The organism is Chitinimonas violaceus (assembly GCF_052601015.1).
In genome coordinates this window covers 24,654-41,130 of the sequence record NZ_JBQXDJ010000002.1, presented here as the reverse complement: position 1 = coordinate 41,130, position 16,477 = coordinate 24,654, and the positions used below count along the sequence as shown (strand labels likewise).

The following is a 16,477-nucleotide window of genomic DNA, read 5'->3' as shown; positions in this document are numbered from 1 at the left end:
TGAAAGCTGTATAGGTCTATGAGGCTTTCAGATGCTGATCGATAAACTCAATAAAAGCCGCTGTCTTACGAGGCAACCATTTGCGCGCCGGGTAGACGACGTGGATAGGAAAGCCCGGCGTAGGGCGGTATTGCGGTAGTACTTCGACCAGCGCACCACTGGCGATTTCTGGTTCGAGCAGAAAGCGATCGAGCAACACAATACCTTGACCACGTACAGCAAGGCGTACCAGCGCTTCAGTATCGTTCAGGGTGATATGCGGTTGGACCTGTACCTCGAGTTGCTTTGAACCGGTATCGAACACCCACTTGTCCAGGCGCACGGCAGATTTGCCATAGACGAGGCAGACATGTTCAACAAGGTCGGCAGGCCAGGTCAATGTACCGGCGTTCGCCAGATAGCCAGGGGCAGCCGCCAGTAGGCGGGGGTTTTCGCACAAAGGACGTGCTATCAGTATAGAGTCGGGCAGAAAGTGCGAATGACGCAGCGCTACGTCTATATTTTCCGCGACCAGATCAGTAAAGCGGTCTTCAAACTCTAGTTCAAGCTCGATTTTGGGATGATTACGTAAAAACGTATCGATGATGGGTAAGAGCGCTACGCGCCCAAAGCCGGACGAACACGATACGCGCAATACGCCCATGGCTTCGCCCGTATAGGTTTCGGCGTAGCTTTCCAGCATGTCGAGCGATTCATCGACCTTTTGCGCCTCAAACCAGACCGCCGCGCCTGCATCGGTGAGATGCAGCTTGCGTGTGTCGCGATAAAGGAGACGCATGCCGAGCTGCTTCTCAAGCTTGGCCACGGCACGGCTGACTGCCGACTTGTCGACATTTAAATGAGCAGCGGCGCGGCTGAAACTGCCAAGCCGCACAACCCGGGAAAAGATTTTGAGTAGCTGAGGATCGATCATTGTTGCCAGTTTGGCAACAAACTATTGAGATGCCAACGACTGCTGGAATTAAGCGCACCGAAATAGACTGGGTGCTGTACTAAATAGCGGAGTAAGAGTCTATGAATCGCACATCTTCCACATTGATTTCCAATGAAATCCGTCTGAAGTCTCGGCCTGTTGGCTTACCAACACTGGCCAATTTCGTCATGGTTGAGGTTCCACTTCCTGTACCCGGAGAGGGGGAAGTCCTGGTAAGAAATCTTTGGATGTCGGTGGACCCTTACATGCGTGGACGTATGAATGAGGGACCAAGCTATATCCCGGCTTTTCAACTGGGCCACGCGCTGGAAGGCAGCGCAATCGGGCAGGTAATTACTTCCAATACGGCTGAATTGAAGGTTGGGGACTACGTAACAAGCATGTTCGGGTGGCGTGAAGCGTATGTGGCAAAGGCAGCCAATGTGCAACGCCTAGACATTTCGTCTGCCATGGAGGTACCGATCGAATCGTATCTCGGCGCACTTGGTAACCCGGGTTTGACGGCATATGTTGCCTTGTCCCGAGTCGCAAAACTTGAACCGGGCGAACGGGTATTCATTTCTGGCGCGACAGGCACAGTGGGGGTAGTTGCATGTGCGTTGGCGAAAGCGAAAGGTTGTTACGTGGTGGGTACTGCCGGTAGCGAAGAAAAGCGATTGTGGCTGGAGAGGGAGGCGGGTATTGATGTCGCCGTTAATTACCGTGCACCAGACTTTGAATTAGCCGTTAAGCGCGCTTTCCCCGATGGAGTCGATGTCTATCTGGACAACGCCGGTGGCGAGCAGCTGCGTGTTGCGCTTGACCATATGCGGGAATTTGGCCGTATCGCTTGTATCGGAATGATCGACCAGTACAACGATGCGGCGCCAAGGCCCGGTCCATCCAACCTCTATAATGTCGTGACACGCAAATTGCGCATGGAAGGTTTCATCGTGATGGATCACTTCGACCTGACTGGGCGCTTTCAGCAGGTAGCTACGGAGCTTGTACGTGAGGGCAAGCTTAAGTGGCAACACACGATTACAAATGGCATTGCTGCGGCGCCACAGGCACTGATTGATCTGAACACCGGTAAGAGTTTTGGTAAGTCTTTGGTCAGGCTCAATAGCTTGGAATAAGAAAGCCAATAAAAATGGTCGAGTTAACTCGACCATTTTTAGAATCGGTTCAAAGCCCGCTGCTTTCGCTCACATGACCTCCAATACTTGAATACCCAACAGCCCAAGACCCGTCCTGAGCGTTTCAGCTGTCAACGCACATAAACGCAAGCGGCTGGTATTGGCGGTACCGTCTTGCAATACCGGGCAGGCTTCATAGAAGCGAGAGAAGGCTGTCGCCACGTTGTAGAGATAGCTGCACAGGAAATGCGGCAGACTGTCGCGCGCGACTTGATGGATGACATCGGCAAAGCGTGCCAATTCCAATGCCAGGGCATGTTCCGTAGGTTCGGTCAGGTTGATGGCTGCCTTTTGGTCCCAGTCACCCACCTTGCGGAAAATGCTCTTTACGCGGGTGTAGGCATACTGCAGATATGGCGCGGTATTGCCTTCGAAAGACAGCATGGCATCCCAGTCGAAGATGTAATCGGTATTCCGGTTCTTCGAGAGGTCTGCGTATTTCAGCGCGCCAATGCCGACAGCAGTGGCGATTTCGCGGCGTTTGGCTTCGTCCTGATCCGGGTTCTTGCTGCTGACCAGCGCATAAGCGCGGTCGATAGCCTCATCAAGCAGATCACCGAGCTTGACCGAGTCGCCGGAGCGGGTTTTCAGTGGCTTGCCATCCGGCCCCATGATGGTGCCGTGGGCAATATGTTCGAACTGGGCGTGCTCGGCCAGGAACCCCGCCTTACGGGCGGTGGTGAACAGTTGTTGGAAATGCAGGCCCTGCCGCGCATCGACGACATACAAGCAGCGGTCCAGCTTTAATTCACGGGTACGGAAGCGAATCGCGCCCAGGTCGGTCGTGGCATACAGATAGCCGCCCCCTTGTTTTTGCACGATAAAGGCAGCCGGTTCGCCATCTTTGTTCTTGAACTCATCAAGGAAGACAACCTGTGCACCTTGGTCCTCGGTCAGGATGCCCTTTTCACGCAGTTCTCCCACCAATACGGGCAGATCGTCGTTGTAGAAACTCTCGCCGCGCACATCACCATCATTTAACAGCAGTCCCAGTTTTTGGTAGATCGCATTGCAGTGGGTCAGCGAGATGGCAACGAACTGCTTCCAAAGCGCCAACACTTCCGCATCACCCCCTTGCAGCTTGACCACATATTCGCGGGCGAGGTCGGCGAAGACTGGGTCTTCATCGAAACGCACCTTCGACTTTTTATAGAAGCTGTCCAGGTCCTTCAGTTCGAAATCTGCCTCGCCGGCCTTGCTCGACTCGACCATATAGGCCACTAACATACCGAACTGCGTACCCCAATCGCCCACATGGTTCTGGCGGATGACTTCCTGGCCGACAAAACCCTGGATACGGGCCAGTGCATCGCCAATGATGCCGCCACGCAAGTGGCCGATATGCATTTCCTTGGCGAGGTTGACCGAGGAGTACTCCACCATCACCTTTTGGCGCGGCAGGTTTTCTACGCCGAGGTGGGTATCGTTCAGCGCAGACGCGACCCGGGCGGCGAGGAATTGATCAGCCAGCTTGATATTGATGAACCCGGGGCCGGCAATCTCCAAGCTGGCGGCGATATCGGCAAGGTCGACCGCATCGATGACCTTTTGCGCCAGCTCACGCGGATTGAGCTTGAGCGCTTTTGCCGCGCCCATCACGCCATTCATTTGATAGTCACCGAACTCGGGACGGCCAGCCTGTTGAACCAGGGGGTGGGCGTTGGGGGCACCGACTTGCGCCAGGGCGCTGGCGAAGCGATCGTTCAGTAGAGGAAGCAAGGACATAAGTGCCTACGGCCAACGTACACAACCTAGCAGCCACGGGAGAGGGGCGGCGCGAGGGGTGCGTTGGCGGAAAAAGTTCAAGCGGTGCTCCTTCACCCTGGGCATTGTTGACGTACTGACTCGAATCATTTGAGCGCGCCCAGGAGCTCGGCGCTGCGATTCGAAGAAAATACGCCAATAGCACCAAGCCCTCTCCCAAGGGGAGAAGGGGCGGACCGCGATTGGTTAATCGCTAATTCTACCGGTGCAGACGGTACGGGGCCAACTCAATGCGCAACCCGGCCCAATACTTCGAAATACTCAGGGAAGGTTTTGCCGACACACTTGGGGTCGTTGATGCGGATGGGTGTACCAGCCACCGCCACCAGGGAGAAACACATGGCCATGCGATGGTCGTCATAGGTGTCAATAACGGCATTGGGCACCAAGGCGGCCGGAGGTGTGATGCGAAGGTAATCTGTCCCTTCTTCCACAGTAGCGCCCACTTTGCGCAGCTCTGTCGCCATTGCGCTCAGGCGGTCGGTTTCCTTCACACGCCAGCTGGCGACATTACGGATCGTGGTGATGCCATTTGCGAACAAGGCGAGCACCGCGATAGTCATAGCCGCATCCGGAATATGGTTGAGGTCGGCATCGACTGCCGTGAGCTTCTTGCCCTGCGCCACAATAGGGCCCGTTGCTTCGATCCAGTCCTCGCCCATGGCAATCAGCGCGCCCATCTGGGCCAGGGTCTCGGCAAACTTCACATCGCCCTGGATACTGCTGTTGCCAACACCCTCGACACGTACAGGTCCGCCGCCAATAGCACCGGCAGCCAGGAAGTAGGAGGCGGAACTCGCATCACCCTCCACACGTATGGTTTTGGGGCTGTGGTAACGCTGGCGGGCTGGGAGGTGAAACTCGTTCCAACCGCGTCTGTCCACGTGCACACCGAAGCGGCGCAGCAGATTAAGGGTGATCTCGATATAGGGCTTGGAAATCAATTCGCCGGCTACTTCGATGCGGGCATCCTCGCCGCCAAGCGGCAATGCCATCAGCAACGCTGTAAGAAACTGGCTTGATACATCGCCGCGGACGCTCGTGTGCAGACCCGGCGTGACATCATGCGGATTCTGCCAAGGGCGGATACGCAGCGGCGGGTAGCCTTCCTGTCCCAGGTAATCGATTTGTGCGCCGAGTTTGCGCAGCGCATCGACCAGATCGCCAATCGGCCGTTCATGCATTCTGGCGACGCCCTTGAGGGTGTAGTCACCCTCCATCAGCGCCAGCGCAGCGGTCAGTGGACGGAAAGCGGTACCGGCATTGCCCAGGAAGAGCTCACACGTCTTGACGGGGAAGGCGCCACCAACGCCATGCACTACATAGTCGCGTTCCGTGATCTTTTCCCATTTCACACCCAGGGTTTCCAGCGCCTCTAACATGCGACGCGTGTCGTCGGAATCCAGCAGCCCACGCACTTCAGTTGTGCCTTGCGCGAGGGCGGCGAGCAGCAGCGTACGGTTGGAAATGCTTTTGGAGCCTGGAAGTCGGATGGTGCCGGTGGCGGCGCTGCAAGGGGAGAGATCGAGGTATTCCATGAGGTGGTCAGGAGTATGTTGCACTGCAATGTGTGGGCTGTGAGTGTAGCTGTTGCGAGGGCGTGCTGGAAGCGGTTGCAGGCAGAAACCGAACCTATCCAAAGTCCGGTTCACTAGTCTTTGGATAGGTTCCTGGTGTGCGCTGCCTGATCGTTGCTTCGCTTACTTGAAGAGACTCTTCAATCCCTTCTTGATCGCATCGTTGGCTTTCTCTTTCAACTCCTGCTTCACTTCGGCTTTTTTCTCTTCCAGTTTCGCACCGGCGTTTTCTTTCAGTGCCGCGCTAAGGTCGAGCGAATAGCTTGGTGCGGCGAAGCTACCTTTGATGCGTACGGGGATGGTCAAGCCACGCAGATCATCCCGGCTCGCGCCTTCCTGGCCTTTGCTGGTGGCAACCAAGGCCGCTTTGACGAGGTAATTCACCGTTTCGGTTTTCAGGTCCGCTTCGCCTTCGCCATTCACCCGAAGTAATGGTGACTTGATGCTCAAGTCTTTGTTGGTGGCGAGACCGTTGTTCAGCTGCAGGCTGGCGGTGAGTTCCGTGAAATCGGTCTTCTCGCTTTGGCTGCTGGCGATGGTCTTCTCACCTCCCTGGAAACTGGCCAACGTGGCTTTTGCATCACGCAGTGTCTTGCCGATATTGATACCCTTAAGTGCACCATCAAGCAGCTTGGCATTCAGGTTGCCGCTGACGCTGTTTTTCATCGCTACCACATCACCACCTTCCACAGTCAGGCTGCCATCGACAAAACCACGGCCTTCCAGACGATCGAAATTGGCAAACTGGTGGAGTACCGCATTGATATCGACCCCTGACAATTTGGGTTTGACGGTGATGTGGGGCGTGGCGGAGGCCGTTGCCGTGGCGCTGGCATCGATGTCGCCACCAAACGCCTTCATGGTGGCGGTGGGAATGACCAACATGCCATTCTTTGCGTTGAGGGCAACGCGAATATCCCGCGCGTCGATCTGGCCTTTTTTCATTTGGCCGATGCTGACACGGCCGTCGACATTCAATGGCTTGAGGGGCGAGAGGTCGATCTTTGCCGGTGGCGTTACTGCTGCAGCCACGCTGGTTGGCTTGGGCGGGACGATATAGCGATCAAGGTCGATAGCATCCGCCTTCAGGTCAAAGCGTACAGTCGGTTGGCTGAAGTCTTTGACGGAAGCATTCAAGGTCAGGCCATTATTGTCGAGCTTGCCGGCAAGCGCGGTATCGACTGCCTGGGCTTTGATGCCGATATTCAGGTGGCCGGATAGATCCACGGGTGCCGCCTTGGCCGGCCCGGCAGTGATATTGCCTTTGATCGCCAGGCGCGACAGGCTCAACGCCAGGGTTTCTGCATCCAACCCCAGTGGGCTGCTGATGACGAGCTTCGCCGCTGTACCGGCCTGTTTGGCATCCAGGTCCAGCGCAAGGGAGTGGGCGGCGATCAGCTTGGTATCGCCTGACAGGCCTTCGAGTTTGAGCTTGGCATCAATCTGCCGGTTTGCGCCGTTCAGCAGCGCAGTCAGGTTGACCGTCTCTGCACTGGCGGCCTGGCTGGCCAGACTCAGCTTGGGCGCACTCAGGTTCAACTTGATGGTGTCGGCAGCCAGCTTGCCATCCATATTGGCTTTGAGGTCATCCAGCTGAAAGCGCTTGGCATCGGTATCCATGTCGAGCTTATCGAGCTTTGCCGCAAGCTGTACGTCCAGCTTTGGCGTGGAAAGCTGCGCACGGGTGCTGAAGTCGACATTACGCGCGCCCTTGATGGTCAGCCCATTTGCAGAAAGGGCCAGGTCGTACAGGTTGATCTGGCGGCTGTTTTGCTTGTCGGCGAAATCAACAGACACCTTGTCGACACGGATGCGCGATATGTCGAAATCGACAGGTTTGTTTTCTTCTGGTGTATCTGTTTTGCTAAGCAAATCCGCAAAGTTGAATTTGCCATCTGCTTCACGTACCAACCGTACGGAAGCGCCATGTAACTCCACCGCGTCGACAACAACCTTTTTGCTCAAGAGCGGCCAGAACTGGAGCGACACGCGCGCGTCGGTAATCTGGGCAAATGGCATATCTGAGTTGCGCTCGGACAGGCTGACATCGGAGAGCGTGGCGCCGATGTTGGGGAAGATCGATAACTTGATCGGGCCGGTCAACTTCAGGGTACGCTGCTTTTCGTCCTTGACCAGTTGTTCCAGCTGCGGTTTGAGCATGTCCGGCTCGAACGTGGCGGCGATATAAGCGATAGCGACCCCGCCCAGGACCAATACACTGCCGGTGCCATAAAGTGTGTATTTGACGATCTTGTTCATCTATCTGCGTTCCTCATGATTGCTTCATTTTATCGCTCGAGGTTGGTACGGTGCTGAATGCTCGGTTGAATGGAAACTAGCCGAATACGGCCTGCCAGAGTTTGCGTACTGCTTCACAGTAAGGCGCCACAGTGGCAAGCGCTGCTTCGCTGGGCGAGGTGCCATCCAGCCGCTCCTTGTGCTGCAGCGCCCGCAGGCGGCGATAAGCCTCCTGTGCATCGCCTGCCAAGTCCTGCGGAATCAGGCCTGCATCGGCCGCCAGCCGCAGGAGGGCGATATTACCGCTATTGGCCAGTAGGGCGGGATGGGGGTTTGCGTAGGCTAGGACAAGATACTGGACGATGAATTCCACATCGACCAGGCCGCCACGCAGATGCTTTACATCGTTGGGCTTGGCGGGATGGGTCGCGAGCATTTTCTCGCGCATCGCAACGACTTCCTGCGCCAGCTTTGTCCGGTCGCGTTGCTGGCTGAGGATATTACGGCGTACGTCTTCAAACTTGGCCCCGACGGCATGGTCGCCCGCTGCGAAACGTGCGCGGGTCAAGGCTTGGTGTTCCCAGACCCAGGCGTTTGCCTGCTGGTATTGGGTCAACCCCTCGATGCTCGATACCAGGAGGCCAGATGCGCCATTCGGCCGCAAGCGCAAATCGACCTCATACAGAGTGCCCGCAGCGGTGGCGGTATTGAGCCAGCTGATGATGCGACGGGCCAGTTTGGTGTATTTCTCGCCGGCTTCCGCATCGTCGTCTTCGTAAACGAAGATGATGTCGAGGTCCGAACCATAACCCAGCTCTTTGCCACCCAGTTTGCCGTAGCCGATTGCGGCGAAGGCCGCATGCGGTTTGTGCTTGCCCGGCAGCTCTGCCCAGGCACGCTCTATGGTGACGGCCAGAATCAGGTCGGCCAGGTCAGACAGATGGTCCGACAGCGTTGTGAGGCTGTATTGGCCTGCCAGATCCTGGGCGCACAGCCGGAAAACCTGCTGGTGCTGGAAGTGGCGCAACACGTCCATTTCGGCTTCCTGGTCGTCGGCAACTGCGGCGAGGTCGTCCCGCAGTTGCTGGCCCAGTCGCTGCCAGTCAGGCGGGCTGTACAGCAAACGGGCATCGAGCAGTTCGTCGAGCAGGATAGGGTGGCGGTTCAGATAGTCGGCCACCCAGGGGCTGGCGCTGTGCAGTGTGGTAAGCCGGTTAAGGGTTTGCGGGTGTTCCACCAGCAGGGCCAGATACGACTCACGCCGGCTGATGGTCTCCAGAAAGCGCAGGATGCGCGCCAAGGTGGCGTCGGGGTTGCGCTGGTGGGCAGCCACCTCGACCAGCGGTGGAATCAATGCATCGAGCCGGCGACGGCTTTTATCGGCAAGGTTCTGATAGCGTGTGCCCTGAGCAATGGCGGCCAGTTGGCGCTCGATCTCGGCGGGAGATTGGTAACCCAGTGTGGCCAGTTTCTCGTTGCCCGACTGTCCGTCTGCAATACCCAGCCACACACCAGCAAGCGGATGTACAGCTTCTCCCTCGGCTTGAGGCAGGGCGAATACCTGTTCGAAGTGGCGCGCCACCGTTGTGCGGTGCGCATCCAATGCGGATGAAAAAGTCGGCCAGTTGGCGAAGCCCATGCTCTCGGCGATCAGCACCCGGTCTGCTTCGTTGCCGGGCAACATCTGGGTCTGGTTGTCGTCCTGATATTGCAAGCGGTGTTCCAGATCGCGCAGGAACATGTAGGCGGCGGTAAGCTCAACCACAGTCAGTGCTTCCAGTTGCCCCATGCTTGCCAGTTCCGCCAACACCTGGCGGGTTGGACGCATGCGCAGGGCGGGGCGGCGGCCACCGCGAATCAGCTGAAAGACCTGGGCGATGAATTCCACTTCGCGTATACCGCCTGGGCCGAGCTTGATATTGTCAGCAAGATCCCGGCGGGTTACTTCACGGCGGATCTGCCCGTGCAGGTCGCGCATGGAGGCATAAGCCCCGTAGTCCAGGTATTTGCGGTAGACAAAAGGGGTGACCAGTTGCATTAATCCTGCTGCATCGCCACCCAAGGGGTGGATGCCGGTATTGGCGTAGCTACCGGTTTCGTCGGTAATGGCTCGTCCTTTGATCCAGGCATAGCGCTCCCATTCACGCCCTTGGGTCAGCAGGTAGTTTTCCATTGAGGCAAAGCTCGACACCAGTGGGCCGCTGTCGCCGTAGGGGCGCAATCGCATGTCGACGCGGAACACAAAGCCGTCGGCCGTCACATCGTTGATCAGACTGATCAGCCGCTTGCCGGCGCGACTGAACCACTCCTGGTTGGATATCGGTTTTGCGCCATTGGTCTCGCCATCCTCCGGGTAGATGAAGATCAGGTCGATATCGCTGGAGACATTCAACTCGCGTCCACCGAGCTTGCCCATGCCAACCACGATGAGCTGTTGTACCTCACCGCTATCTGCACCAATCGGTACGCCGCAACGTTCGTCGGAACGGGTAACGCATTCCAATGCCGCCAGAATGGTCACCTCGGCGAGATCGCTGACGGTGGCAATCACCTCGTCCAGATTCGCAAGCCTCAATAAGTCGCGGCAGAACACGCGCGCCATAACGGCCTGGCGTAGTTTGCGGACTGCGACTTTTAGCGACGCTTCGTCCATTCCCGGTGGCAGCATGGTTTCCATATCGGCGCGGGAGAATGCGGTTTGCAGCGATGCCTCGGTCGTTGCCTGCAAGTCCGGCTGGGCGGCAAACAGGCGTTGTAGGTAACGGCTATGCTTCAAAGCAGGGAGTGTGGAGGGCATGGAGCAATATAATTGGGTGATTATTTAAGAATACGAGAGACGTATCGGGCGCCGTGCAGCTAGAATCCGGGTATTCATTCTAGCCTGTGCCTTTACTGTGGCTGGTCTGGAACTGATTTGTTGCGTAATAAATAAAAATACAAAGTTCTTGCCTGGCTTTTCCGAATTTACGGGGGTGCTTGCCTAGCGCTGCTTGGTCTGCAAGATAGACAAGCCATTCTCTACCGCCCGATGTCCACCCCACACCCTCATTCCTTACGTTCCCGTCTGGTGTTTCTTCGCCGGCTTACATTACGTCTTTTGCACCTGCATTTCCGTGGCTTGATCTGGCTGGTTGCGTTTGCACTACTGCTTTGGCTTGGGGCTGCAGCATGGTTGCAATGGTGGTTTTTCCCTAATCTTGAAAGCTATCGGCCTGCGTTGATGAAGGAATTCAGCCAGCGGGTTGGACGGCCGATTGGTGTGAGTGCCATTCGGGGCGGTTGGCACCATGGCAAACCGTATCTCGATATGCATGGTGTGAGTTTGCGCAGTACCGATGGTGTGCTGGCGTTAAAGCTTCCGCGCGCGGAAGCGACATTGTCGTGGTGGCCTTTACTGCTTGGGCAGCTGCGTTTCGAGCGCATTGCCGCTATTGAACCCGATCTTGTCCTGAGCCGCGACCCGCGTGGCACGATCCGCCTCGCAGGGTTGCCTTTGAATACTGATGATGAGGATGACAGTCTGACCGAATGGGTATTGCGTCAGCACGAAATTGCCATTGTGAATGGCAAGCTGCGTTGGCAGGATGATTTGCGCCGAGCACCGGAGCTGCAGCTCGATAAGGTGAATATCCGCCTGGAAAACCTGTTGTTTGGCCGCCACCGCGTACAGTTTACCGCTACGCCGCCTGTCTATCTCGCCGCGCCAATAAGCATTGATGTGCAATGGCGTGGTGATGACCTGGATGACTGGGCCAGCTGGCGTGGTAGTGCTCAAGCCCGGTTGGACCAGATTGATGTGGCGGGGTGGTCCCGTTGGTTGCCGTACCCCATTGAAGTGATGCGGGGGCGTGGGCATGTCCATGCAAAGTTGGACTTTACCGGCAGCACGTTGAGTGCATTTGATGCCAACCTCAGCGTGTTGAATACCCAGCTGCGCTTTGCGCCGACATTGTCGGTATTGGATATCAACCACCTTGCCGGTCGCGCGATCTGGCGTAGGACGGCGAAGGCAGACAATCTGCGCCTGGAAGGCCTGAAGCTGGATATGGCCGAAAAGTCCCAGCTCAATGGCACCGAAGCCAACCTGAGTTTATTTGCCACGGGTGGTGGACAGCTCGATATCAATGGTTTCTCGTTGACTGGTCTGGGCGTGCTGCCGGGTAGTCTGCCTTTGTCCGAAACATGGCGAACCCGGCTTGCCGGCATGCAGCCTAGTGGTCGTATCGACCGCTTGAATGCCAGCTGGCAGGGCAGTTGGCGTACCCCCACTGCTTACGAGGGCCAGTTGGCGTTTACAGGCATAGGTTTGCTGGCTCCCCAGCCTTGGCCGAGTACCAGTGGGCTCGATGGTGAGCTGAATTTCACTCAGCAGGGTGGCCATCTGGCATTACGGGGGAATCGTGTCCAGCTGGATGCCAGTGCATGGTTTACTGCGCCGCTGCAATTCGACCGTATGCGCCTGGCTGCGGATTGGACCCGGCAGGGCAGAGGTCTGACCGTCAACCTGCAGGACTTCGCTGCTACTAATCCCGACCTGGACGCCAATGCCACCGCAGACTGGCATTGGTCCGGGGAAGGTTTGGGTGATTTGCGGCTCGACGCGAAAGTAACGCGTATGCAGGCCAACGCGATAGCGGACTATCTTCCCACGGTGTTAGGCGAGGATACGCTGGGATGGCTCAAGAGCAGCTTGGTTGCCGGCGAAGGGCGTAATGCCCAGTTCACCCTCAAGGGACCGTTGGACCAATTCCCATTTGCCGACGGGCATGCCGGTGTATGGAAGGTCAATACCGGGGTCCACGGGGTAAAGCTTGCCTATGCCGAAGGATGGCCCAGTGTGGACAACCTGGATGGCAAGGTCAGTATCGAGGGTAACCGCCTGGAGGTAAATGCCCATGGAAAGATACTGGGGACGGAAGTCAGGCAGGCGAAAGCACTGATTCCGGACTTGGCGCAGAGTAGCGCGGTAGAGATAGATGGCGCTGTGGACGGCCCGACAGCTGAGTTCTTTCGCTTCATTGCCAAGAGCCCCTTGGACCCTATTCTGGGTGGGGTAGGCAGCAGCGCCCAGTCTGCTGGTTCGGGCAAGTTGGCCTTGAAGCTGTCCATTCCGTTCGAGAATCCGGAAAAAACCAAGGTGACTGGGTTCTATCGCTTCGAGAACAACCAGCTGCGCATAGGCAATAGTATGCCGCCTCTGACGGAGCTCAATGGCAAGCTGCAGTTCACCGAGGGGGGTATGCACGCCGAAGGTTTGCTGGCAAGCGCGCTGGGCGGACCATTGCGCGCCAATATTGGCAATCCGCCTGACGGTGCGATCCAAATCGCAGCCCAAGGACGCGCCGACCTGCGTGAGATAGCCCTATTGTATGGCTTGCCACAACCCGAGCGGCTTAGTGGCAGCAGTGCCTACCAGGTTATGGTGAAGCTGCCGAAGGATGGGTTGCAGTTACAAGTAGAAGCACCGCTGACGGAAGCGAAAATGGACTTGCCCGCACCCTTAGGGAAGCCTGTGGGTGAGCCCCGTTCGCTCAGATTACAGTTTGATGCGGGTAAGCAGGAGGAACGCTGGCGGTTGAGTCTGGGAACATTGATCAACGCCGAGATATTGCGTACCGGCAGCCCCAACAATTTAAAGATTACCCGTGGTGATGTGCAGGTGGGGGGGGGCACAACGACGATGGCGAACCCCGGCATGTGGTTGACGGTGAACCTGCCGGAACTCGACTTGGACCCGTGGTTGCAGATACAGGAACAAACCAGCAGGGCCAGGGAAGGCGGTAGCGCTATGCCTGATCTGGCAGGGGTTGATGTACGACTGGGTAAAATGCAAGTGCTGGGCAAGCAGATCGATGACCTGAGTTTGCACGCAGTACCACAGCCCGATGCCAGCTGGCAGGTGACAGGGACTAGTCGTCAAGTGGAGGGCAAGCTCAGTTGGTCATCTCAAGCGAGGGGCAGGGTATTTGCCCGCCTTGGCCGCTTGCAAATGCCACTGCCTGATGTCGCCGATGCGCAGGCCAAAGCGCCCGAAAGCAAGGGGAGCTCTCCCAAGCTGCCAGCTATCGACCTGGTTGCCGAGGATTTCTTGTTCAAGAAGAACTCCTTGGGCAGGTTGGTACTGCAAGCCCAGCAGCAACGCGAGAATTGGCAGATCGACAGCCTGAGCCTCATCAACCCGGATGGACGTCTGAATGCGTCCGGTGTATGGCGTGATCTTGGTGCAGACAGCAGTACGCGTTTGAAGCTGGAAATTCAGTCAGACAATGTAGGCAAGCTGCTGGGGCGGTTTGGGTATCCAGAAACTGTGCAACGTGGCCGTGGCAAGTTGAGTGGTGAGGTGAGCTGGAATGGTGCGCCGACATCGCTGGATTATCCAAGCCTTGCCGGTTCGCTGAAGCTGCAAGCCAACAGCGGCCAGTTTGCCAAGATCGAACCGGGTGTGGGCCGGCTGCTGGGCATTCTGAGCTTACAGTCCTTGCCACGCCGGCTTTCGTTGGACTTTCGCGACGTATTCAGCGATGGCTTTGCCTTTGACCGCATCGAAGGTGATAGCAAGATTGTGCGGGGGGTAATGACGACGGATAATCTGGTCATTGTTGGGCCTGCTGCACAGGTGCTATTCAGAGGCGAGGCCGATGTGGTGCACGAAACGCAAAAGCTGCGTGTCCGTATTGTGCCCCTCATTGGCGACAGCATTGCAGTTGGCGTGGGCGTCGCGTTGGTGAACCCGGTCGCAGCCGTAGGCGCTTTCCTGTTGCAACGCGTGTTGAAGGACCCGTTTGGCCGGTTGATCGCCTATGAGTACGACATTACCGGTAAGTGGAGTGATCCGCAGATCAAGCGTACGAGTAGCCGCCCTTAGCGCTTGCTTTTGTCAGTACTGGTGTTTGCATTATGTCAGCTAGATCGTGAGTGCTGGGCAGGTGTGGCGTCAGAGAGGGTTTGATATGCCACTCGTCGGGTGCAATATCGCCGGTACCGCGGGTTTGCTCGCGATCAAAAATCTTCGTCGTCAGAACGCCAGCAATGGCGTTTTTGCCGCGCTAATCTTTCAGTAGGGCACACGCAATTTGTCTGTGTCCGCAGTCATCCCCCTCGGCTGAGGGTAAATCCCAGGAGTCTTTACGATGTCTACCCGCGCCCGTAGTTTGCAAGCTGCTGCCACTCAAGCTGCAAGCCATGGAAAGCTTCGTATTTCCGCTATTCAGATGGCGTCCGGCCCTTCGGTGGCGGCCAATCTGTCTGAAGCCGAAGTATTGATCCGCCTAGCAGCCAAGCAGGGCGCCAAGCTGGTTACCTTGCCCGAGTATTTTGCGATTCTGGGTGTGAAAGATACGGACAAAGTAGCGGTGCGCGAAAAGCCGGGAAAAGGCCCGATTCAAGACTTCCTGGCGCGCATGGCCAAAAAGCACCGGATCTGGATTGTAGGCGGCACCATACCGCTGTGGACCGAAAACCCTGCCAAGGTGAAGAACAGCACCCTGGTTTATAACGACCGCGGTGAAGTCGCAGCCCGTTACGACAAGATTCACCTGTTCGGCTTTGAGATGGGAAACGAGAAGTACCGTGAGGAAGCCACCATCGAAGCAGGTAACGAGGTGGTGGTATTCGATTCCCCATTCGGCCGTATTGGTCTCGCGATCTGCTATGACCTGCGCTTTCCGGAACTCTTCCGTCGTATGCAGCCGGTCGACCTGATCATCGTACCTGCAGCCTTTACTGAAACGACAGGTCGTGCCCATTGGGAAACCCTGGTTCGCGCACGGGCGATTGAAAACCTCTGCTATGTGGTGGCCAGCGCACAGGGTGGCTTCCACCGGAATGGGCGGGAAACACATGGCGACAGTATGATCGTGGACCCCTGGGGTATTGTGCTCGATCGCCTGCCACGTGGCTCCGGCGTTGTGGTTGCCGATATCGACCAGGACTACAAGGCGAGACTGCGCCAAGGGTTGCCTGCGCTGTCACACCGGGTACTGACATGCTGATACGGGTCTGTCTGGCGTGCTTTGCGGCAGTTGCCGCGTTTGCCGCGCCGGCTGACTATGGTTGTACTGCGCCGCTCAAGGTGGCGTATTTTCGATTTGGGTATCTCTACAGCAAAGACAGCACAGGGCGTAGTGTCGGAGTCGATGTTGATTTGATTCGTGAACTGGGCCGTCGTACAGGTTGCGAGTTTGAAGAGCGTGAGTTGTCCCGGGTGCTGATCTGGCAGGCGCTGGAAGCAGGGCAGTTGGATGTAGCGACAGTAGGAGTGGCGACGCCGGCGCGGCTGGTCCATTCGGCGTTCATTCCCTACTTTACGTCTCGTAACGATTTTTTGTTGGGTAGCGGGTCCAGCAGAATTCAGACGCCAGAAGAATTTGTGGCGGAGCCGGAAGCCATGCTTGGGGTGGTCAAGAGTTTTCAGCATGGCAAGCCCTACGATGAGCTGGTGGAAAAGCTGCGCAAGCTCAATCGCGTTTCGGAAGCGCCGGACCAGGACGTGCTGGCCAACTGGATGCGTCTGGGCAGAGTGCAGGGGATGATGTCGCACCCAGTCATTTACCGTCAGCTTTTTAGCGAACGTGATATGCAGCAAATTACAGTGCGCCATTGGGCCGACCAAAGTGATCCACTGATAGGTAGTCTGGTTCTGTCGCGCAAGCGCTTTAGCGCGGCTGCTTTACAGCGCTGGGAAAAATTATTCCAGGAACTTCGCCGTAACGGCACAATCGAGGGTTTGTTTGCCCGCTATCTTGGCCCAGGACTCGCCAAGACGCTTATGCCTTCACCCTGATGGG

General features: G+C 57.0%; 9 protein-coding genes. 4 read left to right on the top strand and 5 right to left on the bottom strand.

Going from position 1 to position 16,477, the window contains the following annotated elements; translation table 11 throughout:
* Positions 1-16: 16 nt before the first annotated feature.
* Positions 17-913 carry a LysR family transcriptional regulator gene (locus ACUHMQ_RS01215; protein ID WP_445293616.1) on the bottom strand — a complete coding sequence of 299 codons (897 nt, stop codon included), beginning with the start codon at positions 911-913 and terminating at the stop codon, positions 17-19.
* 101 nt (positions 914-1,014) lie between these two features.
* On the opposite strand from ACUHMQ_RS01215, the gene ACUHMQ_RS01210 reads away from it, so the two are divergent.
* Positions 1,015-2,052 carry an NADP-dependent oxidoreductase gene (locus ACUHMQ_RS01210; protein WP_445293615.1) on the top strand — a complete coding sequence of 346 codons (1,038 nt, stop codon included), beginning with the start codon at positions 1,015-1,017 and terminating at the stop codon, positions 2,050-2,052.
* 69 nt (positions 2,053-2,121) lie between these two features.
* Here the strand turns inward: ACUHMQ_RS01210 and argS are convergent, their stop codons facing one another.
* The 4 genes from argS to glnE all read right to left on the bottom strand — a co-directional run bounded on the left by argS (position 2,122) and on the right by glnE (position 10,488).
* Complete coding sequence (argS, locus tag ACUHMQ_RS01205) at positions 2,122-3,837, bottom strand: arginine--tRNA ligase (RefSeq protein WP_445293614.1); 1,716 nt, start codon at positions 3,835-3,837, stop codon at positions 2,122-2,124.
* 266 nt (positions 3,838-4,103) lie between these two features.
* Positions 4,104-5,414, bottom strand: coding sequence for a 3-phosphoshikimate 1-carboxyvinyltransferase (gene aroA, locus ACUHMQ_RS01200; protein ID WP_445293613.1), 1,311 nt, complete (start codon positions 5,412-5,414; stop codon positions 4,104-4,106).
* 162 nt (positions 5,415-5,576) lie between these two features.
* On the bottom strand, positions 5,577-7,712 hold the full coding sequence (locus tag ACUHMQ_RS01195) for an AsmA family protein (protein ID WP_445293612.1): 2,136 nt from the start codon (positions 7,710-7,712) through the stop codon (positions 5,577-5,579).
* A gap of 76 nt (positions 7,713-7,788) precedes the next feature.
* The gene (gene glnE / locus ACUHMQ_RS01190; protein ID WP_445293611.1) at positions 7,789-10,488 is read right to left on the bottom strand and encodes a bifunctional [glutamate--ammonia ligase]-adenylyl-L-tyrosine phosphorylase/[glutamate--ammonia-ligase] adenylyltransferase; all 2,700 of its coding nucleotides are present in this window, start codon (positions 10,486-10,488) and stop codon (positions 7,789-7,791) included.
* 231 nt (positions 10,489-10,719) lie between these two features.
* Between glnE and ACUHMQ_RS01185 the strand changes: the two genes are divergently transcribed.
* The 3 genes from ACUHMQ_RS01185 to ACUHMQ_RS01175 all read left to right on the top strand — a co-directional run bounded on the left by ACUHMQ_RS01185 (position 10,720) and on the right by ACUHMQ_RS01175 (position 16,473).
* Positions 10,720-14,556: a YhdP family protein gene (locus ACUHMQ_RS01185; RefSeq protein ID WP_445293610.1), complete on the top strand. Its 3,837-nt coding sequence runs from the start codon at positions 10,720-10,722 to the stop codon at positions 14,554-14,556.
* Between the two features lie 265 nt (positions 14,557-14,821).
* Positions 14,822-15,682, top strand: a complete 861-nt coding sequence (locus ACUHMQ_RS01180; RefSeq protein ID WP_445293609.1) for a carbon-nitrogen hydrolase family protein — start codon at positions 14,822-14,824, stop codon at positions 15,680-15,682.
* Entirely contained in the window at positions 15,676-16,473 is a 798-nt protein-coding gene (locus tag ACUHMQ_RS01175; RefSeq protein ID WP_445293608.1) for a substrate-binding periplasmic protein, read from the top strand. Before ACUHMQ_RS01180 ends, ACUHMQ_RS01175 begins: the two co-directional genes overlap by 7 nt.
* Positions 16,474-16,477: the final 4 nt, after the last annotated feature.